General features: G+C 37.1%; 23 protein-coding genes. 11 read left to right on the forward strand and 12 right to left on the reverse strand.

From position 1 onward, the window contains the following. Positions 1 to 57: 57 nt before the first annotated feature. Complete coding sequence (yyaC, locus tag AC2VNP_RS11295; protein ID WP_486917420.1) at positions 58 to 708, forward strand: spore protease YyaC; 651 nt, start codon at positions 58 to 60, stop codon at positions 706 to 708. A gap of 295 nt (positions 709 to 1003) precedes the next feature. Here yyaC and AC2VNP_RS11300 read toward each other — a convergent pair whose 3' ends face one another. Beyond that, positions 1004 to 1738 carry a DUF554 domain-containing protein gene (locus tag AC2VNP_RS11300; RefSeq protein WP_486917421.1) on the reverse strand — a complete coding sequence of 245 codons (735 nt, stop codon included), beginning with the start codon at positions 1736 to 1738 and terminating at the stop codon, positions 1004 to 1006. A gap of 51 nt (positions 1739 to 1789) precedes the next feature. Here AC2VNP_RS11300 and AC2VNP_RS11305 point away from each other — a divergent pair, with 51 nt between their 5' ends. Beyond that, positions 1790 to 1954, forward strand: a complete 165-nt coding sequence (locus AC2VNP_RS11305; protein ID WP_486917422.1) for a hypothetical protein — start codon at positions 1790 to 1792, stop codon at positions 1952 to 1954. A gap of 16 nt (positions 1955 to 1970) precedes the next feature. On the opposite strand, the gene AC2VNP_RS11310 is transcribed toward AC2VNP_RS11305, so the two are convergent. From AC2VNP_RS11310 to AC2VNP_RS11320, 3 genes are all read right to left on the reverse strand, one after another. Further along, positions 1971 to 3125: an aminotransferase class V-fold PLP-dependent enzyme gene (locus tag AC2VNP_RS11310; protein ID WP_486917423.1), complete on the reverse strand. Its 1155-nt coding sequence runs from the start codon at positions 3123 to 3125 to the stop codon at positions 1971 to 1973. Positions 3126 to 3277: 152 nt separating this feature from the next. Continuing rightward, positions 3278 to 4129 carry a ParB/RepB/Spo0J family partition protein gene (locus tag AC2VNP_RS11315; protein WP_486917424.1) on the reverse strand — a complete coding sequence of 284 codons (852 nt, stop codon included), beginning with the start codon at positions 4127 to 4129 and terminating at the stop codon, positions 3278 to 3280. Further along, positions 4110 to 4883, reverse strand: a complete 774-nt coding sequence (locus AC2VNP_RS11320; protein WP_486917441.1) for a ParA family protein — start codon at positions 4881 to 4883, stop codon at positions 4110 to 4112. Before AC2VNP_RS11320 ends, AC2VNP_RS11315 begins: the two co-directional genes overlap by 20 nt. 176 nt (positions 4884 to 5059) lie before the next feature. Between AC2VNP_RS11320 and AC2VNP_RS11325 the strand changes: the two genes are divergently transcribed. After that, positions 5060 to 5200, forward strand: a complete 141-nt coding sequence (locus AC2VNP_RS11325; protein WP_486917425.1) for a hypothetical protein — start codon at positions 5060 to 5062, stop codon at positions 5198 to 5200. Between the two features lie 25 nt (positions 5201 to 5225). Here the strand turns inward: AC2VNP_RS11325 and noc are convergent, their stop codons facing one another. From noc to rpmH, 8 genes are all read right to left on the reverse strand, one after another. Then, a complete protein-coding gene (gene noc / locus AC2VNP_RS11330; protein WP_486917426.1) occupies positions 5226 to 6098 on the reverse strand; it encodes a nucleoid occlusion protein in 873 nt (290 codons plus the stop codon). 419 nt (positions 6099 to 6517) lie between these two features. Continuing rightward, the gene (rsmG, locus tag AC2VNP_RS11335) at positions 6518 to 7234 is read right to left on the reverse strand and encodes a 16S rRNA (guanine(527)-N(7))-methyltransferase RsmG (protein ID WP_486917427.1); all 717 of its coding nucleotides are present in this window, start codon (positions 7232 to 7234) and stop codon (positions 6518 to 6520) included. 18 nt (positions 7235 to 7252) lie between these two features. Continuing rightward, entirely contained in the window at positions 7253 to 9142 is a 1890-nt protein-coding gene (mnmG, locus tag AC2VNP_RS11340; RefSeq protein ID WP_486917428.1) for a tRNA uridine-5-carboxymethylaminomethyl(34) synthesis enzyme MnmG, read from the reverse strand. Positions 9143 to 9163: 21 nt separating this feature from the next. Further along, positions 9164 to 10540, reverse strand: a complete 1377-nt coding sequence (gene mnmE, locus AC2VNP_RS11345; RefSeq protein WP_486917429.1) for a tRNA uridine-5-carboxymethylaminomethyl(34) synthesis GTPase MnmE — start codon at positions 10538 to 10540, stop codon at positions 9164 to 9166. Positions 10541 to 10999: 459 nt separating this feature from the next. Further along, a complete protein-coding gene (gene jag / locus AC2VNP_RS11350; RefSeq protein ID WP_486917430.1) occupies positions 11000 to 11617 on the reverse strand; it encodes an RNA-binding cell elongation regulator Jag/EloR in 618 nt (205 codons plus the stop codon). Continuing rightward, a complete protein-coding gene (gene spoIIIJ / locus AC2VNP_RS11355) occupies positions 11614 to 12381 on the reverse strand; it encodes a YidC family membrane integrase SpoIIIJ (RefSeq protein ID WP_486917431.1) in 768 nt (255 codons plus the stop codon). Before spoIIIJ ends, jag begins: the two co-directional genes overlap by 4 nt. A gap of 16 nt (positions 12382 to 12397) precedes the next feature. Continuing rightward, positions 12398 to 12802, reverse strand: coding sequence for a ribonuclease P protein component (gene rnpA / locus AC2VNP_RS11360; protein ID WP_486917432.1), 405 nt, complete (start codon positions 12800 to 12802; stop codon positions 12398 to 12400). A gap of 108 nt (positions 12803 to 12910) precedes the next feature. Beyond that, positions 12911 to 13048: a 50S ribosomal protein L34 gene (rpmH, locus tag AC2VNP_RS11365; protein ID WP_209125223.1), complete on the reverse strand. Its 138-nt coding sequence runs from the start codon at positions 13046 to 13048 to the stop codon at positions 12911 to 12913. Positions 13049 to 13736: 688 nt separating this feature from the next. On the opposite strand from rpmH, the gene dnaA reads away from it, so the two are divergent. From dnaA to AC2VNP_RS11405, 8 genes are all read left to right on the forward strand, one after another. Further along, positions 13737 to 15089 (forward strand): chromosomal replication initiator protein DnaA, encoded by a 1353-nt coding sequence (dnaA, locus tag AC2VNP_RS11370; protein ID WP_486917433.1) that lies wholly within the window; start codon positions 13737 to 13739, stop codon positions 15087 to 15089. Positions 15090 to 15255: 166 nt separating this feature from the next. Then, complete coding sequence (dnaN, locus tag AC2VNP_RS11375) at positions 15256 to 16398, forward strand: DNA polymerase III subunit beta (RefSeq protein WP_486917434.1); 1143 nt, start codon at positions 15256 to 15258, stop codon at positions 16396 to 16398. 232 nt (positions 16399 to 16630) lie between these two features. Continuing rightward, entirely contained in the window at positions 16631 to 16852 is a 222-nt protein-coding gene (yaaA, locus tag AC2VNP_RS11380; protein ID WP_486917435.1) for a S4 domain-containing protein YaaA, read from the forward strand. A 13-nt stretch (positions 16853 to 16865) separates the two neighbouring features. After that, positions 16866 to 17981, forward strand: coding sequence for a DNA replication/repair protein RecF (gene recF / locus AC2VNP_RS11385; protein WP_486917436.1), 1116 nt, complete (start codon positions 16866 to 16868; stop codon positions 17979 to 17981). A 9-nt stretch (positions 17982 to 17990) separates the two neighbouring features. After that, on the forward strand, positions 17991 to 18254 hold the full coding sequence (remB, locus tag AC2VNP_RS11390; RefSeq protein WP_486917437.1) for an extracellular matrix regulator RemB: 264 nt from the start codon (positions 17991 to 17993) through the stop codon (positions 18252 to 18254). A 138-nt stretch (positions 18255 to 18392) separates the two neighbouring features. Then, on the forward strand, positions 18393 to 20309 hold the full coding sequence (gyrB, locus tag AC2VNP_RS11395) for a DNA topoisomerase (ATP-hydrolyzing) subunit B (RefSeq protein ID WP_486917438.1): 1917 nt from the start codon (positions 18393 to 18395) through the stop codon (positions 20307 to 20309). A gap of 41 nt (positions 20310 to 20350) precedes the next feature. Next, on the forward strand, positions 20351 to 22930 hold the full coding sequence (gene gyrA / locus AC2VNP_RS11400) for a DNA gyrase subunit A (RefSeq protein ID WP_486917439.1): 2580 nt from the start codon (positions 20351 to 20353) through the stop codon (positions 22928 to 22930). A 414-nt stretch (positions 22931 to 23344) separates the two neighbouring features. Next, positions 23345 to 24424, forward strand: coding sequence for an HD-GYP domain-containing protein (locus tag AC2VNP_RS11405; RefSeq protein WP_486917440.1), 1080 nt, complete (start codon positions 23345 to 23347; stop codon positions 24422 to 24424). Positions 24425 to 24682: the final 258 nt, after the last annotated feature.

Consider the following 24682-nt stretch of genomic DNA (forward strand, 5'->3'; position numbering starts at 1 on the left):
TATAGAAAGGAAAAAATATCCGTATACTGTTACTACTATTGCAAAGGAGAGAGATATATGATTCTTAATCGAAATATTTTCCCTAAAAAAGCTCCTCCTTCTCGTTTTCATATGGATGAGCCGAATGCAAGACTTTCGATTTCAGAGCAACTAGCTGAACTATTAAGCCCCTATTCACATCGGGAGCTTGTCATTGTTTGCATTGGTACAGATCGTTCGACAGGAGATTCCTTAGGGCCTTTAATTGGTACGAAACTAGCAGAAAAACGACTATCTAAGTTTACTGTTTACGGCACTCTCGAATACCCTGTTCATGCTGTTAACTTGGAAGAAAAACTAGCAGAAATCGACCAGAATCATAGAAATCCTTATATCATTGGTATCGATGCTTGTCTTGGACGTTTAACTAGTGTTGGCCATATTACAGTGGCAAAGGGACCTGTTAAACCAGGTGCTGCTGTAAACAAGAAGTTACCGGAAGTTGGTAATATTCATATTACCGGTATCGTTAATGTCGGGGGTATGATGGAATACTTTGTCCTTCAAAACACACGACTGCATACCGTCATGAAAATGGCCAATCTTGTTGCTTCAAGCTTACACCTCACCGATCATACTCTCTCTGAACGGACCGAGCAAAAATCAAGTCTTCTACAATCATTAAAACCTAGTATTTTCCTCCGAGAACGAAAAGAAACTCATCTGTAATAGATGAGTTTCTTTATTGTGATAAAAAAGCATAAAATTCGAAGATGTCTAGCTCCAGGTGCCATCGGCTCGAGGTCGCTTCAGTCCTTCAAACGTGTCTATAGAGCTAGACACTTATTGCTGGTCCTCCAGCGCTTGTCGCCGATAAACGGGCACCTTACGCCTTTCTAGTCTAGCTCCAGGTGCCATCAGCTCGAGGTCGCTTCGGTCCATCAAACGTGTCTATAGAGCAAGACACTTATTGCTAGCCCTCCAGCGCTTGTCGCCGATAAACAGGCACCTTGCGCTTTTCTTATTATCCAAAAAAAGATAAAAACGCAATAATCGAGTTCCAATAATAGACGCAAGTCACTAATAAAGCTGTAACTAATATGGAAGGTAGTAAATTAGCTACACGAATTTGAGTTAAACCAAGTATATTTAAACCAATTGCTATAATCATAATTCCACCCGTTGCTGTCATTTCCACAATAAAAGTATCCATTAATTCGGCGGGAATAAAGCGATCGATTTGTGTTGCAAATAAGGCAATTCCACCTTGATAAATCATTACAGGAATTGCTGAAAATATAACTCCTATACCTAGAGCTGAAGTAAAGATGATGGCAGAAAACCCATCGAGCATTGACTTTGTATATAAAACAGAATGATCACCGCGTAACCCGCTATCTAAGGCGCCGATGATTGCCATGGCCCCTACTACATAGATTAAAGTTGTGGTCACAAACCCTTTGGCAATTCCTCCATTTTCTTTGGCCCCTACTTTTTTTTCTAACCACTTGCCTAAACGATTAAGTTTCTCTTCTAAATCCCATCTCTCACCGAGTAATGCCCCCACGACTAAACTACCAATAACAATTAAAAACTGATCACTTTTTAATCCCATACTAACACCTAAAACAATAACAGCTAAGGATATAGCTTGCATGACCGTTGATTTGACCTTTTCTGGAATATTTTTAACCATTGATCCTAAAATTGCTCCAAGTATAATCGCCAATCCATTGACGATTGTTCCTAATAAAACCATCGTTTCTCCACCCTCTATTTTGTTCTTTCTTTATCTTTATTAAAATTAAAAGTGCGTGTTCAAAAAGGAGGACAAAAAGATCCAGGTCAAGGCGGTGCAGCTGCGAGTACCACAGCGTATGGTATTAATACCTGTGGAATGCAGCGCAAACCAACGAGCTTCCACAGGACGTGGGGGCTTTGTCGAAGATCTTCTACCGCGAGAGATTTTTCCTAGACTTTTTGAACATCCTCTAAAAGAAAGATTTTATCTCTTTAATGGCTTCTATAAACCGATCAATTTCTTCTATTGTGTTATAAAGCCCAAAACTGACACGAATTGCTCCTACTTCACCAGTACCCATTAAGGAATGAGCAAGTGGTGAGCAATGCAACCCAGACCGTACCCCAATTTGGTAATGTTGATCAAGGATCATGGCTGCTTCATGAACATCCATTCCCTCAATGGTAAACGAAATGACCGCTAACCTTGGTATACCTGCCTCCGGGCCTAATATACGGATACCATCAATTTGAGTTAACTTTTCTAAACAATATGTAGTAAGTTTCGCTTCATGTTCGAAAATATGGTCCAGTCCGACTAAATTAATTTCCTCTACTCCAGCTAAAAGCCCTGCAATACCAGGCGTATTCAATGTTCCACTTTCATATCGCTCAGGTCTTTTTAGCGGTTGACCAATTTCTTCAGAATGGCTTCCTGTTCCCCCATAAATTAATGGAAGTAAGTCAACATGATCTCTAATAATGAGGACACCTGTTCCTTGTGGTCCCATTAACCCTTTATGACCTGGAAAAGCTAGTAAGTCAATTTTCATTTCTTTCATATCGATTGGAAGTACACCTGCTGTCTGTGAAGCGTCTACCACAAACAATAGATTTCGTTCACTAGCAAGTTTTCCAAACTCACCTATTGGAAAAATGTTTCCAGTCACATTTGAGCCGTGACTAACAACTATTGCTTTTGTTCTATTATTAATCTCGTTTTCTAATAATTCTAACATTGTACTGCCATTTCCATCTGGCTGTATATAGGAAATAACAATTCCTTTCGTTTCTTTAAGCATTTCTAACGGACGTCGAACCGAGTTATGCTCAAAACTTGTTGAGATAACATGGTCCCCTTCTTCAAATGAAATGCCTTGGATGGCCTGATTTAACGCTTGTGTTGCATTTAAATAAAAACAGACATTCGCTGGATTTCTCTCCCCAAACATAGCAGCGATTTTCTTTCGGGCGGTAAAAATAACATCATTGGCACGTACGGCTAATGAATGCCCTCCCCTTCCCGGATTGGCACCATATTCATTAATGGCTTCTAAAACAGCTTGCCCTACTTTATCGGGCTTTGGAAAAGATGAGGCTGCCTGATCAAAATAAATATAATTCATAATTTTCACCTACTTACTATATACTTTATTAAATCTGATGTTCACTTATATAAGTTTAGATAGTGTTTGTTTCTACCATCTATTACTTACCATATCGGTTTTAAAAAGACAAAGAAAAGCCATCAGTAGATGATGACTCTTTCCACTATCTATTATTCAGTTTCTCTATCTAATAAAACTAATATCCGCTCTAAATCGTCTTCTGAGAAAAAATCAATTTCTATTTTTCCTTTTCGCTTGCCTTTTTTTATTGTAACCGATGTACCAAAAAAGTTTCGAAGCGATTCCTCTTTTGACTTTAAGAATGGTGATTTTGTGTCTTTATCTTTCTTTGTTTCACGTGAAACATTTTCGTTAATTCTTTGGACAAGCTTTTCTAACTCACGTACACTTAACTTTTCCTGCAATACTTTTTCTAAAAGCCGTGATAGTGAGCTTTTATCTTTTAACCCTAGCAAGGCACGACCATGTCCCATTGACAGTTTTCCGTCTTGAATAAATTGTTGCACGACATTTGGCAGTTGCAGGAGTCGAAGATGATTGGCTACATGGGGACGGCTTTTACCTAATCGAATAGCTAGCTGCTCTTGTGTCACTTGCATATGCTGCATTAACTTTTCATAAGCAATCGCTTCTTCAATCGGATTTAAATCTTCCCGTTGTAAATTTTCAATAAGAGCTAACTCCATCATTTTCTCTTCTGATAAATCTCTTATAACAACTGGTACCGTTTCAAGCCCCGCTTCAATCGCTGCACGATATCGTCTTTCACCGACGACAATTTCATATCCTTTTATACTTTTTCTAGCAATTAGCGGTTGAAGAATTCCATGATTTTGGATAGATTCTTTTAATTCTTCAATTGACTTTTGTGAAAAGTTTTTACGTGGCTGATATGGATTCGGACGTAAATCTTTTACCTTTATTTCTTGCACCTTTTCTTCTTTTTCATTAGCTGCTTCGGGAAAAAAAGCTTGAAGCCCCTTACCTAACCCTTTGGCCATCAGCTACCACTTCCTTTGCTAATTCTAAATAGACTTCGGCACCTCTTGATTTCGGATCGTATATAATGATAGGTTGTCCATGACTAGGTGCCTCACCAAGCCGAACATTTCGCGGAATAATCGTTTGAAAAACTTTCTCACGGAAGTATTTTTTCACTTCATCAATGACTTGGATTCCAAGATTTGTTCTAGCGTCTAACATTGTTAATAAGACACCTTCTATTTCTAATTCTGTATTTAAATGTTTTTGGACCAGTCTTACTGTATTTAATAACTGACTTAACCCTTCTAGCGCATAGTACTCACATTGAACTGGAATTAGTACAGAGTCAGCTGCAGTTAATGCATTTATTGTTAATAAGCCTAGTGAAGGTGGACAATCAATAATCATATAATCATATTCTTCAGCTACTGAGTTTAAAGCTCGCTTTAAACGAACTTCTCTGGAGATAGTTGGAACCAACTCAATTTCTGCACCAGATAGCTGTATGGTTGAAGGAATAATATGTAGATTTTCTACATTCGTTACTTTTATTATTTCATTGGCAGGAACATCTTCAACTAAAATATCGTAAACACATTGATCAACATCGCCTTTTTCTACCCCGGCACCACTCGTAGCATTACCTTGAGGATCGATGTCTACAAGTAAAACTTTCTTCCCGATATATGCTAAGCATGCGCTTAAATTCACAGCTGTTGTCGTTTTTCCAACCCCACCTTTCTGGTTGGCCACCGCAATGATCTTCCCCATCCTGACACCTTCTTTCTTCTCTAAAACACCCTTCATTTTTTTATTTTATCATGAATTGTTTTTATTGTTTTCTTTTATTTAAAATTTTTACTTTTTTCCTTCAATTCTCCTATAACGAGCTGATGTTGACTTATCACAAGGAGGTGGGCGAAGTCTCGCAGTCGCTGGGTGCTGCTATGGACAAGAAAAGCAAAAGGCGTCCGCTTATTGGTGACAAAGGCTTGGGACTAGCAATAAGCGACCTGCTTTGGTCAATTTGGATGGAGCGAAGCGACTTCGAGCACATGACACCTGAAGCTAGACATCATTTAATCTAAAAAAATAACCTATCGTTTAGATAGATTATTTCTTAGGGATCCTTATCGTAAATTGGTAGAATTCATCATTTTCTTCTTCTGATGTATCAACGTCTAAACCTGTTTTCATAACCATATCGACAGACTGGCGAATCGTATTCATCGCAATTCGCATATCTTTCGAATACAATTTATGTTTCGGTTTTTTCTTTTTAGGAGTCTCGCTAGCTTCTAATTTCGCTTTTACCCGTTCTTCCGTCTGCTTTACATTTAAGCCTTTTTCAATAATCTCTTCTAAGATCTGTTCTTGCCACTCCGCATTTTTTAATGAGATTAAAGCTCTTGCATGACGCTCTGTTATATTTCTCTCTAAAATTGCATCTTGAACAGACTGCGGTAAATGAAGCAGTCGTAATTTATTTGCAATCGTAGATTGTCCTTTTCCTAATCTCTGTGCTAGGCTTTCTTGAGTTAATCCGTGTAACTCAAGCAACTTTGCATAGGCAATCGCTTCTTCAATAGCTGTTAAACCTTCACGTTGTAGGTTCTCAATCAATGCAACTGAAGCTGTTTGCGAATCATTAAATTCTTTAACAATAGCGGGAATCGTTTCCCATCCTAGACTCGTGACCGCTCTCCAACGTCGTTCTCCAGCAATTAACTCATATTGATCTTCTCTTTTTCTTACTACAATGGGTTGGATGACACCATGTGTTTTTATCGTTTGTGCTAATTCTTCAATTCTCTCATTATCAAAAACAGTACGTGGTTGGAACCGATTTGGAACAATTTCATGAATAGGAATTTGTTTTACTTCTTCTCTTTCCTCATTAGTTTCGCTTTCTTTTTTTTCACCTGTTTCCACTTCTTCTTCATTTCTCTCTCCGAAGCCGAATAGGCGTGAAAACGGCTGTTTCATCGCCTTACACCACCTTCTGAATAATACCGTCTATTATAGTATTTATTTCGATAAGATCATACAATATTCCTGCTTATATCTATAAGTCTTTTATATCTTGGTTTGAAGCTTCACGTCAAGTATTTCTTGCTAGATTAAGTGTTTCACGTGAAACACTTAATCTATGAGAATACGTAACAAGTAAACTGACTAAATATAATTATATGTAAAATATTCCCAACTATATTGAAGCCCATATTTTAATCATTAATTTATAAAGCAAACAAACACTGGATAGCTTTCGTTCAATATAATAACTTAACTTTTTTCTTTTCTACATTAATTATAACATCACTTTCAAAATCAGTTGGCATAAATCTTAAAAGAAAAGAGCTGTGTGTTATACCTTTTATTTCCACAACTCTCCCCTTCGGACTTGCTCATACTAGTGGTTGTTTATTAGGTGTACCTGGCTTTCTTGGATACTTATTCGGTGTTGTTTTTACTTTTTCTACTATTATAATATGACGTTCACTTTCTTCGATCGGCAGGAGGAATCGCTCATCTTTCACTAGCTTTCCGCCAAGTAATGAGATTGCTTTTTTTCCCTCTTGCAATTCCTCACTCGCCCCTGCGCCTTTCATCGCTATAAATGTTCCATTCACTTTAACTAATGGCATACAAAGTTCAGTAAGTACAGGCATTCTTGCTACTGCTCTCGCCATGACAATATCGTATTTTTCACGATGATCTTTATTTTTGCCAAACAGTTCAGCGCGGTCATGGAAAAAAGATACGTTATCTAAGTTCAGTGTTTCCGCTAAATGGTTTAAAAAACCGATTCGTTTATTTAGTGAATCAACGATGCTCACATGAAGATGCGGGAAGCAGATTTTTAATGGAATACTCGGAAATCCTGCCCCTGCTCCTACATCAATAATTTTAAATGGCTTCGAAAAATCAAAATAAAAAGCTGCGGAGATCGAGTCAAAAAAGTGCTTTAAGTACACTTCATTCTCTTCTGTTATTGCCGTCAAGTTCATTTTTTCATTCCACTCGACTAATGTGTGGAAATACCGATCAAATTGTTCAAGTTGTGTCGGCGAAAGAGAAATCCCTTTCTCTTCTAACATGTGCTGAAATTGTTCTTTACTCATAGGTCCTCCAAAATGCAATTAGGATGGTTTTACTTTTGCTAGCTTTCCTTGCTCTAAGTAAACAAGCAAGATGGAAATATCAGCTGGATTAACACCTGAAACACGTGAAGCTTGACCGACGGATAACGGACGAACTTGACTTAATTTTTGCTTCGCTTCTGTCGCTAACCCTGAAATGGCATGATAATCGAGATCTTCCGGAATTTTTTTATCTTCCATTTTCAATGCTCGCTCTACTTGCTGTAATTGTTTTTCAATATAACCTTCATATTTCACTTGAATTTCAACTTGTTCTGCAACATCGTCCGATATATCTTTATCTGCAGGAACCATCTTTTCAATTAGTGAATATTTAATTTCTGGTCTCTTTAATAAGTGTACTGCACGAACGGCCTCACTTAATGGAGAAGACTGTGCATCGGCCAACAATGCTTGAACATCCTCATTCGGCTTGATCATCACTTCTTCTAACCTTTGCTTTTCTTCTTCGATTAGTCGCTTTTTCTCTTTAAATCGTTCATATCGTTCTTCTGGTATTAAACCGATGTTATGCCCAATTTCTGTAAGCCTTAAATCAGCATTGTCATGACGCAGCAGTAAGCGGTGCTCTGCACGTGAAGTCAGTAAGCGGTAAGGCTCATTTGTACCTTTTGTTACTAAGTCATCAATTAACACACCAATATAAGCTTGCGAACGGTCAAGAATAAGTCCATCTTTTCCCTGGGAATATCTCGCTCCATTAATTCCTGCAATTAAACCTTGCCCTGCAGCCTCTTCATAACCAGATGTTCCATTGATTTGTCCTGCTGTAAATAGCCCTGAGATTTTTTTCGTTTCAAGTGTTGGCCATAATTGAGTCGGAACAATTGCATCATACTCAATTGCATATCCCGGGCGCATCATTCTCACGTTTTCTAGTCCAGGGATTGTCTTTAACATCTTTAATTGCACTTCTTCTGGCAAGCTCGTTGAAAATCCTTGAACATACACTTCTTTTGTATTTTTACCTTCAGGTTCTAAGAAGATTTGATGGCGCGGTTTATCATTAAATCGTACCACCTTATCCTCAATTGAAGGGCAATATCTCGGTCCTGTCCCCTCAATTACACCTGAGTACATAGGTGAACGATGTAAGTTATCATTAATAATATGATGTGTTTGTTCGCTCGTATACGTTAACCAACAAGGGAGTTGATCGGTAATGTATTTTGTTGTTTCATAAGAAAAAGCTCGTGGAACATCATCACCTGGTTGAATTTCTGTTTTGGAATAATCAATTGTACTGCTATTAACACGAGGCGGTGTTCCTGTTTTAAAACGAACCATATCAAACCCTAATTCTTGAAGGTGATACGAGAGCTTTACAGACGGCTGCATGTTGTTCGGACCACTTTCATAGGCTAAATCACCGAGAATGATTTTCCCTCTTAAATAGGTTCCCGTTGTAATAATGACTGCTTTTGAACGGTACTCTGCACCTGTATTTGTAATTACTCCTTTACATACTCCGTCTTCAACAATTAAACGGTCCACCATGCCTTGACGAAGTAATAAGTTTTCTTCTTCTTCAATTATATTTTTCATCTCATGCTGATACATAAACTTATCAGCTTGTGCTCGTAATGCGCGAACTGCAGGACCTTTACCTGTGTTCAGCATACGCATTTGAATATGGGTCTTATCAATGTTTCGACCCATTTCCCCGCCAAGGGCATCAATTTCTCTCACGACTATCCCTTTGGCTGGTCCTCCTACTGAAGGGTTACACGGCATATACGCAACTGCATCTAAATTTAAAGTTAATATTAACGTTTGGGCTCCCATTCGAGCGGCTGCAAGGCCTGCCTCACAGCCCGCATGACCTGCACCAATTACGATAACATCAAATTCACCACCTTGATACTGCATGTGGTTTTCAGCTCCTTTTACTTATTTACCTAGACAAAATTGAGAAAACAGTTGATCAATTAAGCTTTCATGTACACTATCGCCAATAATTTCACCTAGTAATTCCCATGTTCTAGTTATATCTATTTGTACCATATCCACCGGCATTCCATTTTCAACGGCATGTATCGCATCTTGAACCGATTTTTTAGCTTGGTTAAGAAGAGCAATGTGTCGGGAGTTTGAGACATAGGTTACATCTTCTCCTTCAATACCCGCAACAAAAAACAGCTCTTTAATTGCTTCCTCCAGTTCATCGACACCTTCGTCTCGCAGTAAGGATGTTGTTACAATGGATCGATCTTTTGCCAGTTCTTTTACCCGTTCTAGATCAATTTTCTGTTCTAAATCTGTTTTATTAACGATAATAATGGCGTCCATGTTTTCTATGGCTTCCATTAAAGCTTCATCTTCTTTTGTTAATTCTTCGCTATAATTCAAAACTAAAAGAATTAGTTGAGCAGCTTTTAATGCTTGTCGTGATCTCTCAACACCAATTTTTTCTACAATATCTTCAGTTTCACGTATTCCTGCCGTATCAATTAACCGTAAAGGAACACCTCTTACATTAACATATTCCTCAATCACATCTCTTGTCGTACCTGGAATATCAGTAACAATGGCTTTGTTTTCATGAACTAAGCTGTTTAATAATGAAGATTTCCCCACGTTTGGGCGTCCAATAATCGCGGTAGCTAAACCTTCTCTTAATATTTTCCCTTGTGCTGCTGTTTCTAATAACTTTTCTATTTCCCGGTACACAAATTGAGCTTTTTCGAGTAAGAGTTGATTTGTCATTTCTTCAGCATCATACTCTGGATAGTCAATATTTACTTCTACATGTGCTACCGTTTCTAATAGAGCTTGGCGTAATGTTTTAATTTTTTTTGAAAGTCGACCATCTAATTGACCTAGCGCGACATTCATAGCACGGTCGGTTTTGGCGCGAATTAAGTCAATAACACCTTCAGCTTGAGATAAATCTATTCTTCCATTTAAAAAAGCTCGCTTAGTAAATTCACCGGGTTCAGCTAGGCGTGCTCCTTCATTTAACACCAGTTGCAAAACTCGATTAACTGAAACTAAGCCGCCGTGGCAATTAATTTCTACAATGTTTTCACGGGTAAAGGTTCTAGGACCTCTTAATACAGAGACCATGACTTCCTCTACTTTATTTCCTGTTTGAGGATCAGTAATATATCCATATTGGATCGTATGGCTTTCCACTTCTCCTAATCGTTGTTTTCCTTTATATACCTTGTCCGCAATTTGTATCGCATCATCACCAGAAAGTCTTACGATGGCAATCGCTCCCTCTCCCATCGGTGTTGATATTGCAGCAATTGTATCGAACTCCATTGTGTCACCTCAATTCCTGACCTTTGTTTTTATGATAAAATAACTTCCATTATATTTTCGTTCCAATATACTTCCCTAAAAAAATAGAATACCACATATTCCCGTTCAAAAAAAGATATCAACAACCTCCGTAATATTTTAACCTATATTCTCAGAAGAAAAACTGTCCACATGTGGATAATTCATTTTCCGATCAAAAAAAAAAAAAAAAGCATTTTTTACTCCCTCTTGCTAAAATCAACATCACTATCCTATTTAAATCCTAAAGCGCTAAGAACACTCAGTGGTTTCAAACGTTTAGGCAGAGACATCTGTATACTTGCACTTCTTCTTATTTTCTAAAATATCCACTATTTGATGAATTCTTTTCTGACAACTCGTACTTTCTTAACGTAAAAAAAGAAGCTGTACACCTCAATTTTGAGATGCACAGCCACTTATAGATATTACCGTTGATCCTTATTTCGGGTTAATCACAATATATCGTTTCGGCTCTTGCCCTTCAGAGTATGTTGCGATCCCCTTACTATTTTGAAGTGCAGTGTGAATGATTTTACGTTCATGAGCTTGCATAGGCTCTAGCTTGACCGTTTTTCTCGTTTGGATTGCTTTTTTTGCTAGTCGTTCAGCTAACTCCTCCAACGACTGCTTTCTGCGTTCCCGGTAGTTTTCTGCATCTAAACGAATACGTAAAAAGCCATCTGAGTTGCGATTAGCCACTAAATTCACTAAGTACTGAAGCGAATCCAATGTTTGTCCTCTTCTTCCAATTAGAGTTCCTATATGCTCACCTTGTAAGTCAAAAATAGTTTCCCGATTATCCGTCTTTAAGACGATATTCACTTGGACATCCATTTTTTCGAATAAAACATTGAGAAAATCCATAGCTTCCTGTATGGAATCAGGTTTTAATTCAACTTCAACCACTGCAGGTTTTCCACCGAAAAGTCCGAAGAATCCTTTTTGAGGCTCATCTATCACTTGTACTTCTACTTTTTCTCTTGTGGTATTTAGTTCCACTAACGCTTTTTCAATCGCTTCTTCAATCGTTTTTCCAGATGCAGTCACTTTTTTCACTTTTTCTTTCCTCCTGCACTTGCTGGCTCATCTTTTTTTCCTACATTAGGACCTGTAATAAAGTAGGTTTGTATAATCATAAATAAGTTACCTACTACCCAGTACAATGTTAAAGCTGCTGGGAAGAACATCGCAAAGACGAAAATCATGATCGGCATCATGTAAAGTAAGATTTTCATTTGCGGATTGTCCGTTACCATCATCATCTTTTGCTGGATAAAAGTCGTAATACCAGCAATCAACGGAAGTAAAATTGGATCAGGAACATCAAGATAGAACCACAAGAATTGCTGATGGCCAATTTCTTCAGTACGCATAATTGCATGATAAAATGCAAGTAATATTGGCATTTGAATAAATAAAGGTAAACATCCAGCTAAAGGATTAACTCCTTTTTCCTGGAACATTTTCATCGTTTCTTGTTGAAGCTTTTGTTGTGTTTTTTGATCTTTTGCACTATATTTTTCACGTAGTTTTTGCATTTCCGGCTGTATTGCTTGCATCGCCTTTGCACTCTTCGTTTGCTTGATCATTAATGGTAAAATTAATGTTCTTAGTAAAATAGTTACTATTATTATAGCCATACCAAAACTATCATTAAAAACGTCTGCAAAATAAATGATTAACCAAGATAATGGATATACAAGGTAGCGATCCCAAACACCAGTACTTTCAGCATTGATTGGTTCTTCTAGGTTAAAACACCCTGTAAGAAGTACAAGCATACTGATAAGCAACAAGGTTAAACCAAGCTTTCTTGACACCTATATTTCCTCCTTGTCATTCACCAAATCTACTTTTATTTTTACGGTTAGGTCCCGCCTGTTTTTCACTATGTAAACGATCTTTTATAAACACACCAGCTTTTTTAGAAACATGGATTAAACTTTTTTCCATCTCAGAAAAATCCATATCTGCTGTCGGCTTTCTCGCAATAACAACATAGTCTTTATCTTGCATCAACTGATCTTCATACTGATTGAACCATTCACGTATGACTCTTTTAATTCGATTACGCATAACGGCGTTGCCAACTCGTTTACTAACCGATAAGCCGATTCGAAAATGAGGTTGTCCTTCTTTATGAAGTGCATACAAGACAAATTGACGGTTAGCAACGGATTTTCCTTTTTTAAATACTATAGAGAACTCTTCATTTTTCTTAATCCGAAAAGCTTTCTTCATCCGTTACCCCCAACGATCCTAATTATAATTAAATATTCTACTACTTAATAGAGCAGCATCATCGCTACCTCTTTTTTAGTGAAAAAGACCACTGAAGATTCCAGTGGCCTATGCAGATAATACTTTTCTTCCTTTACGACGACGACGAGCTAAAACTTTACGACCGTTTGGTGTGCTCATACGTGCACGGAAGCCGTGAACTTTCTTACGCTTTCGGTTATTTGGTTGAAACGTTGGTTTTCCCATCTATAACACCTCCCTGAGGATATACTCAACATAGACATTCTTGTAAATTATAAGGAACGAACCGACCAATTGTCAAGTACACCTTTCGATTTGTCATGTTGTTAAATCTTTCATAATCACCAGCTTACTAATTTCTATAATAACCATCTCATTGGATCCATAGACAAAATCTCATATGTAATTACACTTTTCGACCTGTGGATAACATTTATCGACAGCATCTGACTTTTCCTCAATATTATTTACAACATATACACACCATCTTGTGTTGTGGACAAAAACTAAACACAAGGGCTAGTATTCTGTGGATAAATCAACAAAAGCGTTGCAACACCTATCATTTTTTGCTATTATATATTTGTTTTCACCCGTGGATAGATTCTTTTAACAGTAACTTTATCCACAACCTGTGAATAAACCTGTGGACAGTTATTAGAAGTTGTTTATAGTCTTGTCCACACGATGTTTATAATTTATATTACGACGCTTTTCTACTATATTATACATTTCTCCACACATTATGTGTATTGCATACTTATACATTTATAAAAAACTGCATTATACAATCGTTGTACAGAAAGGTAGAAGAAAGCTACTATCCTATAAAAACTTGGATATAAGCCAAGTTTTTATTTAATTATTTCTATGTACGGAAATTAATCCCTAAGAGAAAAGGAGGGAGCAATAATTGGAGAACATAAACGACTTATGGGACCGAGCTCTTGCTGCAATGGAAGTGAAAGTAAGTAAACCAAGCTTCGAAACATGGTTAAAAGCTACAAAAGCAAACAGTATTGAGAGTGATACGATTATTATTACTGCGCCTAATGAGTTTGCGAGAGATTGGTTAGAAAATCGTTATTCGAGTATTATTTCTGAGACGTTAGAAGATATTACTGGATCTAATTTAAATGTTAAATTTATTATTCCCAAAAACCAATTAGAGGATGACTTTTTAATTGAACAAGAAGTGAAGAAGTTACCGAAAGATCCGCTTCCAGCTAACGGTGACATCCCAAAAAGTATGTTAAATCCAAAATACACATTCGATACTTTTGTTATTGGATCTGGAAATCGTTTTGCTCATGCTGCATCACTAGCCGTTGCCGAAGCTCCAGCAAAAGCTTATAATCCTTTGTTTATTTATGGTGGAGTTGGACTTGGAAAAACACACTTAATGCATGCGATCGGTCACTATGTTATTGATCATAATCCGAATGCAAAAGTAGTTTATTTATCATCAGAGAAATTCACGAATGAGTTTATTAATGCAATCCGTGACAATAAAGCTGTCCATTTTCGTAATAAATACCGTAATGTTGACGTGCTCTTAATAGATGATATTCAGTTTTTAGCTGGAAAAGAACAAACACAAGAAGAATTTTTCCATACATTTAATGCTCTGCATGAGGAAAGCAAACAAATTGTCATTTCAAGTGACCGTCCACCTAAAGAAATTCCAACGTTAGAAGACCGGTTACGTTCTCGATTTGAGTGGGGATTGATCACTGATATTACTCCACCAGATTTAGAAACGAGAATCGCTATTTTAAGAAAGAAAGCAAAAGCTGAGAACTTAGATATCCCAAATGAAGTTATGTTATATATCGCAAACCAAATTGACACAAACATTCGTGAATTAGAAGGTGCTCTCATTCGCGTTGTTGCTTATTCGTCGCTCATTAATCAAGATATGAATGCAGACCTAGCAGCAGATGCACTTAAAGATATTATTCCTAATTCAAAACCGAAAGTGCTGACAATCGTTGATATTCAAAAAGCAGTTGGAGAACACTATAGTGTCAAATTAGATGATTTTAAAGCAAAAAAACGAACAAAATCTGTAGCATTTCCACGTCAAATTGCTATGTATTTATCTCGAGAAATGACAGATGCATCTTTACCTAAAATCGGAAGTGAATTTGGGGGCCGCGACCACACAACGGTCATTCACGCTCACGAAAAGATATCAAAATTGTTAACGACCGATCACGAGCTGCAACAAAAAGTTCAAGACATTGTCGAACAACTAAGAAATTAAATTTGTGATTTATGTGAATAACTCAACCTAGCCTATGCACACATTATCCACATGTGTATAGGCTTTATCTTTCGACTATTTTCGACTTATCCACAAATCCACAAGACCTATTACTATTACTATTACTTTTTTAAATAAAAAATAATTAATTAAAAGGTGATCAAACATGCAATTTGTAATTAATAGAGATCGTTTCGTACATAGTGTCCAGCATGTGTCAAAAGCTGTTTCTTCTCGAACGACGATTCCCATTCTTACTGGAATTAAGATTGTTGCAACAAAAGAAGGTGTAACATTAACAGGGAGCGATTCTGATATTTCAATTGAGAGCTTTATTCCTACAGAAGAAAATGACAAAGTTCTAGTAGAAGTTTTAGAAGAAGGAAGTATCGTACTTCAAGCGAAATACTTTGCGGAAATCGTAAAAAAACTACCTGAAGGTCAAATTGAAGTTTCCGTTCAAGATCAGTTTGCAACGACGATCCGTTCCGGTTCAGCCGTTTTTAATTTAAACGGACTTGATCCAGAAGAATACCCGCGCTTACCACAAGTCGAAGAACACCATGTTTTTCGTTTACCGCAAGACTTATTAAAAAACATAATTCGACAAACAGGATTCGCGGTGTCCACTCAGGAAACACGTCCAGTGTTGACAGGTGTAAACTTGACAGTGGAGAACGAAGAGTTAACCTGTACTGCAACAGATAGTCACCGATTAGCGATGAGAAAAGCTAAGATCGAAACGAATAATACTGAGCTGCATTTTGAAAATGTTGTGATTCCAGGAAAAAGCTTAAGTGAATTAAGTAAAGTTTTAGAGGAAACGGACCAACTGATTGATGTTGTTGTTACTGAAAGCCAAGTATTATTTCGTTTAAATAATTTATTGTTTTTCTCAAGATTGCTAGATGGCAAATATCCAGTAACTAAAAATATGATCCCGACACATTCAAAGACGGAATTTAAAATTAAAACCAAACCATTTTTACAAACATTGGAGAGAGCATTATTACTTTCAAGAGAAGGAAAAAATAATGTGATTAACTTAAAGACACTAGAAGAAGGTGAAATTGAAATTACTTCAATTACGCCTGAAATCGGAAAAGTTACTGAGAAAATTAAGAGTAGTGATTTAAGTGGTGAGGATCTAAGAATTTCTTTTAACGGTAAAAATGTCATTGATGCCCTGAAGGTTGTCGATAGCGATGAAATTCATATTGTATTTACTGGAGCCATGAGTCCTTTCGTTGTTCGACCAACAGAACATGATTTAGCACTTCATCTATTCTCTCCCGTTCGTACTTACTAATCATGTATAGCTGCAAGCCAATGGCCTGCAGCTTTTTAGAAACAAAAGGAAACGTTTAGAATAAAGGGATTTTACTAAGTTAGGGCACAGCTATTGGCGTTCTAGTAATAGTTTAGTACAATAGAGATAAGAACTTAATTATCGATGGAATAAAAAAGGTGAAACGGATGAATAACAGCAATTGCCGAAAAGATTGCTGTTTTATCTTTGTACTAGAAAGTGAGGGTTCTCTATGCCAGAAGAAGTAGTAATTAATTCTGAATATATTACTTTAGGTCAACTGCTTAAAGAAGTCGGGGTCATTGATACAGGTGGTATGGCCAAATGGTTTTTATCCGAGCATGAAGTTGTTGTAAATAATGAATTAGAAAACCGTCGCGGAAAAAAATTATATCCTAACGATGAAATTACCATTTCAACAGTAGGTACTTTTAAGATAGTGAACGGATCTTAAGGGGGATCACCCTTTGCACATTAAAGAACTTGAGGTAACTAATTACCGGAATTATGAAAAAGTAAACCTGACATTTGAAGATCAAGTAAACGTCATCCTTGGTGAAAATGCGCAGGGAAAAACGAATTTAATTGAAGCCATCTATGTACTTGCGATGGCCAAATCACATCGAACCGCTCGTGATAAAGAATTAATTCATTGGAATGAAGAATTCGCAAAAATAGATGGGAAGCTTCAAAGACGAAATGGTCCGCTATCGTTAGAAGTCATTATTTCCTCAAAAGGTAAAAAAGTAAAAATAAATAGTTTAGAACAACGAAAATTAAGTGAATACATTGGTGCAGCAAATGTAGTGATGTTTGCCCCGGAAGACTTAAATCTAGTAAAAGGTGCTCCTCAAGTGAGGAGACGTTTTATTGATATGGAAATAGGTCAAATTAATCCACTTTATCTTTTTCACTTAGGTAAATATCAAAAAATCCTTCAACAACGAAATCACCTCCTCAAAGAACTACAAAAGAATAAAGGCAATAAAGTGATGCTAGATGTGATTACTGCACAGCTCGTCGCGGAAGCCGTTAGGGTGATTGCAAAACGATTTGAGTTTATTGAGTTGCTTCAAAATTGGGCAGAAGCTATCCATAAAGAGATCAGTCGAGGAAAAGAGTTGTTAAAACTCCAATATAAACCATCTATTAACGTATCAGAAAAGATGGAATTGTCGAAAATAGAAGAGGAACTCTATAACGGATTTGAAAAAGTAAAGGAAAGAGAAATTCAAAGGGGAACAACCCTTGTTGGCCCGCATCGGGATGATATCGGATTTTTAGTAAATGACATGGATGTTCAAACATATGGTTCTCAAGGACAACAACGGACGACAGCTTTGTCAGTAAAGTTAGCAGAGATCGAACTGATTTATTCTAAAGTGGGTGAGTATCCTATTCTTCTATTAGATGATGTTCTTTCAGAATTAGATGATTACCGGCAATCGCATTTATTAAATACAATCCAAGGAAAAGTCCAAACATTTGTTACAACAACAAGTGTAGACGGAATTGATCATCAAACTTTAAAACAAGCGACAACGTACTTTGTTAATCAAGGTCAAGTCGAGAAAAAGAACTGAGGTGGTCTTTTGTTTATTCATTTAGGTGGAGATACGGTTATTCGCTCTAAAGATGTTGTAGCTATATTAAATAGTGATATGAAAGAGTCATCAGGAATAACAAAAGAGTTTATTAATGCCCATTTTAAAGCAAATTATGTTGTCCAGATTTCAGAAGAAATCATTAAGTCGATTGTCATTACGCATGAAAAGGTTTATTATTCTCCGATTTCATCTGTGACATTAAAACGAAGAGCTCATGTGGTGTCTGAGCTTGAAAGTTATACTGATTAGTTCTTTAAAAAGATAAGAAGTATAACATTGAGGGGGATTTGTAGCCCCTTTGCTGCTTGAACGGGCACTCACGCTTTTCTTGATTGACGACATAAAAATTGACAGTGGAGACCACTGATAGAAGTGAAGGTGAAGAGATTGACGATTGAACAACAACATTCATACGATGAAAGTCAAATACAGGTGTTAGAAGGTTTAGAAGCTGTTAGAAAACGTCCAGGGATGTATATTGGTTCTACCAGTGTACGAGGCTTACACCATTTAGTATGGGAAATCGTTGATAATAGTATTGATGAAGCAATGGCTGGCTATTGTGACACGATTTCAATCGCGATTGAAGACGACAATAGTATTACGGTCGTAGATAACGGGCGTGGTATTCCTGTTGGTATTCATGAGAAGATGGGTAGACCTGCAGTTGAAGTTATTATGACAGTACTTCATGCGGGCGGAAAGTTTGGGGGCGGTGGATACAAAGTATCTGGTGGATTACACGGTGTAGGTGCTTCGGTTGTAAATGCTCTTTCGTCATGGTTAGAGGTAACGGTTTCTCGAGATGGTAAAATACATCACCAACGATTTGAACGTGGTGTTCCACAAGGAGATCTCCAAGTAATTGGTGAGACAGAAAAACATGGAACAAAGGTTCATTTTAAGCCAGATATTGAAATTTTTAGAGAAACAACGGTTTATGAGTATGATACGTTAGCGACAAGAGTCCGAGAGTTAGCCTTTTTAAATCGTGGTTTAACGCTTGAAATTACAGACAATCGACCTGAAGGAAAGTCCGCAAAGTTCCACTATGAAGGTGGAATTGCTTCGTTTGTAGAACACCTTAATCGAACGAAAGAAACTCTTCATGGAGAACCGATTTTTATTGAAGGGGAAAAAGATGGACTAAATGTTGAGATTGCTGTTCAGTATAATGATGGTTATACAAGTAACATTTATTCTTTTGCTAATAACATTAGTACACATGAAGGTGGAACCCATGAATCTGGGTTTAAAACCGGACTTACGCGTGTAATTAATGACTATGCTAGAAAGCAAAATTTATTTAAAGAAAATGATCCGAACCTAACAGGTGAAGATGTACGTGAAGGATTAACTGCGATTATTTCAGTGAAAATCCCTGACCCACAATTTGAAGGGCAAACAAAGACGAAGCTAGGAAACAGTGAAGCTAGAACGATTACTGATTCATTATTTTCTGAGCACTTTGCTCGTTTCTTATCTGAAAACCCAACGGTAGCTAGGAAGATTGTTGAAAAAGGGTTAATGGCTTCAAGAGCACGTGAAGCAGCCAAAAAAGCTAGAGAGCTGACAAGAAGAAAGAGTGCGTTAGAGGTAAGTTCATTACCAGGTAAACTAGCTGACTGTTCCTCTAAAGATGCTACAATTAGTGAGATTTATATCGTTGAGGGTGATTCTGCGGGTGGATCAGCAAAGCAAGGTCGTGATCGTCACTTCCAGGCTATTTTACCATTACGCGGAAAAATTATTAATGTCGAAAAAGCCCGGCTGGATAAAATACTAGCAAATAATGAAATTCGTGCGATTATTACGGCTCTAGGCACAGGAATTGGTGATGATTTTAACATTGAAAAAGCACGTTACCATAAGATCATTATTATGACAGATGCCGATGTTGATGGTGCCCATATCCGTACCTTAATTTTAACGTTTTTCTATCGTTATATGCGTCCGATTATTGAAAAAGGCTATATCTATATTGCGCAACCACCGCTATACAAAGTACAACAAGGCCGCGATATACAATATGCGTACAATGATAAAGAATTAGATGCAATTCTAAGTGAAATCCCAGATAAAGCAAAACCTGGTATTCAGCGCTATAAAGGTTTAGGAGAAATGAATCCTGAACAATTGTGGGAAACAACGATGGATCCATCGACAAGGACTGTTTTGCAAGTAACATTAGAGGATGCAATGAAAGCCGATGAAGTGTTTGAAATCTTGATGGGAGACAAGGTAGAGCCACGACGAGATTTTATCCAAGAAAATGCTCAATATGTTAAGAATTTAGATATATAGTATTCAACCTTGCTCGCAACGGATATATTGGAGGTTTCTAAATGGAAGAACAAGACCGTTCAAGAGTTAAAGAAATAAATATTAGCCAAGAGATGAAATCATCTTTCTTAGATTACGCAATGAGTGTTATTGTCAGCCGTGCGTTACCTGATGTTCGGGATGGCTTAAAGCCTGTTCATAGACGAATTTTATATGCTATGAATGAGCTTGGCATGACATCTGATAAAGCCTATAAGAAATCAGCTCGTATCGTTGGTGAGGTTATTGGTAAGTACCACCCTCACGGCGACTCAGCGGTTTATGAAACGATGGTACGGATGGCGCAAAATTTTAGTTATCGCTATATGCTTATTGATGGTCATGGGAACTTTGGATCGGTTGATGGCGATGCAGCAGCAGCGATGCGTTATACAGAAGCAAGAATGTCGAAAATTTCGATGGAGCTTATCCGAGATATCAACAAGGATACAATTGATTACCAAGATAACTATGATGGTTCAGAAAGAGAACCGATTGTGTTACCATCGCGTTTTCCAAATCTTTTAGTCAATGGTACTTCAGGTATTGCTGTAGGAATGGCAACGAATATTCCACCTCATCAATTAGGTGAAGTAATTGATGGTGTGTTGGAGTTAAGCCATAATCCTGAAATTAGTGTTGCTGAATTAATGGATTTTATACCTGGTCCAGATTTCCCGACAGGAGCAGAAATTGTTGGGATTTCAGGAATTAGAAAGGCTTATCAAACGGGTAGAGGCTCTATCACACTAAGAGCTAAGTCTCATATTGAGGAAATGCAAAATGGTAAGCAGCGAATAATCGTAACAGAGATCCCGTACCAAGTGAATAAAGCAAAGCTGATTGAAAAGATTGCAGAACTTGTACGAGATAAAAAGATTGATGGCATTACTGATCTACGTGATGAGTCAGACCGTACAGGGATGCGAATTGTCATTGAAGTTCGTCGTGATGCGAATGCGAATGTGTTATTAAATAATTTGTTTAAGCAAACAGCACTTCAGACAAGTTATGGGATTAACTTATTAGCGCTAGTAGACGGGCAACCTAAAGTGTTAAACCTAAAAGAGTGCTTGTACCATTACTTAGAGCACCAAAAAGTGGTCATTCGCCGCCGCACAGCGTTTGAGTTAAGAAAAGCAGAAGCAAGAGCCCATATCCTTGAAGGACTGCGTATTGCTTTAGACCATATTGATGAAATTATTTCATTAATCCGTAGTTCACAAACGACTGAAATTGCAAGAAACGGATTAATGGAGCGATTTGAATTAAGTTACGAACAAGCTCAAGCGATCTTGGATATGCGATTACAACGTTTAACAGGATTAGAGCGAGATAAAATCGAAGCTGAATACGCTGAACTCGTTCAACGTATTGCAGAATTAAGAGCTATTTTAGCGGATGAAGAAAAAGTATTAGAAATTATCCGTGAAGAACTAAAAGAAGTTCGAGAAAAATTCAATGATGAGCGTCGTACGATTATTTCCATTGGGGAAGAATCATTTGAAGATGAAGATCTCATTCCTCGCCAAAATATCGTTATAACGTTGACTCATAATGGCTATATTAAACGTTTGCCGATTTCGACTTACCGCAGCCAAAAACGCGGCGGGAAAGGAATCCAAGGAATGGGCACCAATGATGATGACTTTGTTCAACATCTATTTACGACAAATTCACATCATACGATTCTCTTCTTTACAAATAAAGGGAAAGTTTATCGTCTAAAGGGGTATGAAATTCCTGAGCTGGGAAGAACGGCAAAAGGAATTCCAATTATCAATCTTTTACAAATTGAGAAAGAAGAGTACATTAGTACAGTCATTCCAATCGAAGAGTTTGATGATAAACATAATCTTTTCTTTATGACGAAAGAAGGAATATGTAAACGATCACCATTATCTTACTTTGCAAATATTCGCAGAGGCGGATTGTTTGCTATTAATTTACGTGAAGAAGATGAATTGCTAGGGGTACGCTTAACCGATGGAAATCAAGAGATTATCATTGGAACAAAGAGCGGTTTAGCTATTCGCTTCCACGAAGATGATGTTCGTTTAATGGGCCGAACAGCTACGGGTGTTAAAGGAATTACTTTATCTGATGATGATCGCGTAGTTGGAATGGATATTATAGAAGCCAACCATGACGTATTAATTGTTACCGAAAAAGGGTATGGTAAGCGAACGACGATCGATGATTACCGTATTCAACATCGTGGTGGTAAAGGTATTAAAACATGTAACATCACCGATAAAAATGGACCAGTTGTTTCATTAACCGTTGTTTCTAATGATCATGATCTTATGATTATTACAACAGCTGGCGTTATCATTCGCCTGCATGTAAGTGAAATATCACAAATGGGCAGAAATACACAAGGTGTAACCCTAATCCGCGTCGGTGACGATGGCGAAGTAGCAACGGTTGCTCGAGTAGATATTGATGATGAAGACATTGAAGAACGAGAAGACGACGGTGAAGGTGAAGAAGAGAACACTAACGCTGATACGGTTAGCAGCGAAGAACCTTCAGCAGTAGATCATGAATTAGAACCAGAAATAGAACCAGAAGTGGAAGAACGAGACGACACTAATGAATAATTAGAGTCCGAGATTACTTCTATTTAAGTTACAATATAGTAAAAGGGCCTTTCTTGTCGGAAGGTCCTTTTATTTTTTTTAGCAAGCATTATATTTGAAGATGTCGAGCGCCAGCACCCAGCAACTAGCGAAACTTCGCTGACCTCCTTTGCGTACTAGAGTTCATCGTTTTTCCTTTATTTCATATCGCGGGTTCGAGTCCGTACGTCATTGAACAGGCACTTGCGCCTTTCTTTAATGAGTATTACCAATACTATTGTAATTAGTTTCGTGGTATAAAAGGAGTGTATCGATGTACCAACTTATAGTTTTTAAGTCCTATAAAAACGGTCGTTTTTCAAAAAAAACCCTTTATTACCCTGATAAAAGTAACGTATAATAGAATTAACAGTATTGGGAAATAGAGGGGACACTATGAAGGTTAAGAGGAATCAATTAGAAGAAGGATGTATCATTGCCAGTGATCTATTTTTACAAACCAACCAACCATTTATGAAAAAAAATACGGTGCTGACCACTGAATTGCTAGCAATTATCAATCGATTTTTAGTTGATGTTGTGGATGTAGAGAATAAATTAGTAACTGGTGAGAGATTTACTCCAAAAGAAATAATAGAAGAAGATATTCAACCGGTACTTGAAAAAGAAGATACTTTTATAGACATGTATCTTTCAGCTGTACAAACGTATAAAAAATATTTTCAAGGTTGGCAATCAGGGTTAACTGTGGATATAGTACAGTTACGAAAAATGTATTTACCGTTATTAGAAAAGGCAATGGATCATCAGGGAGATATATTAAAACTTCACCATTATTCCACAAAAGAAAACTATCAATATCACCATGCTGTATTTGTTGGGATTTTTTCCGCGCTTATAGCAAAAAGCTTACAATTTTCAAGAGCTGAATGGATCCAAGTTGGATTAGCTGGACTAATGTCTGATGCTGGAATGTCCAAACTCCCTCAACAATTGATTACAAAAAATGGGCCTCTATTACAAGCTGAATATGAGGAAGTAAAAAAACACCCAATTAATAGTTATAAAATGCTTAAAGGATTAAAGGGAGTATCCGATGCTGTTTTATTAGCTGTACTTCAGCATCATGAACGAGAAGATGGTACAGGTTATCCAATGGCAGTTCAGGCTGAGAAAATACATGCTTTCAGTCAAATGGTGGCAGTAGCCGATGTGTATCATGCGATGGTGTCAGAAAGATATTACCGCACAAAACAATCACCTTTCAAAGTAATTGAAGAGTTAAATCAAGAGCAATTTGGAAGATTTCAACCTAGTGTCATTCAAGCATTAACAAAAGAATTATTAAAGTATTTAATTGGGACAAGTGCTCGACTTAATAATGGGGAAATAGGTGAGATCATTTTTATTGATCAACAGCAATTAACACGGCCAATGGTCAAGTTGAATAACTCAGAAGAAATTATAAATTTAAGTACACAGTCTTCTCTTTATATTGCAGATATACTCAATTAAAATCTTTTCAAAATAACTATTGCATTACAATAAATATATTGATATAATAAATCTTGTCGCTGAGGAAACACCGTAAAAACAGCACATGAAACAAAATAAAATATACTATTGACTTAATGAGTTATGTAGTGTAGAATTTATGAAGTTGTCATTAGTGACAGCAAAAAGTTCTTTGAAAACTGAACAAAAAGCCAAGCGAAATAAATGAGATACATGATATCTCGTCAATGTTTTAAAAACGTCACGTTTGTGACAATG

It is taken from the genome of Alkalihalobacterium sp. TH-98, assembly GCF_057473385.1.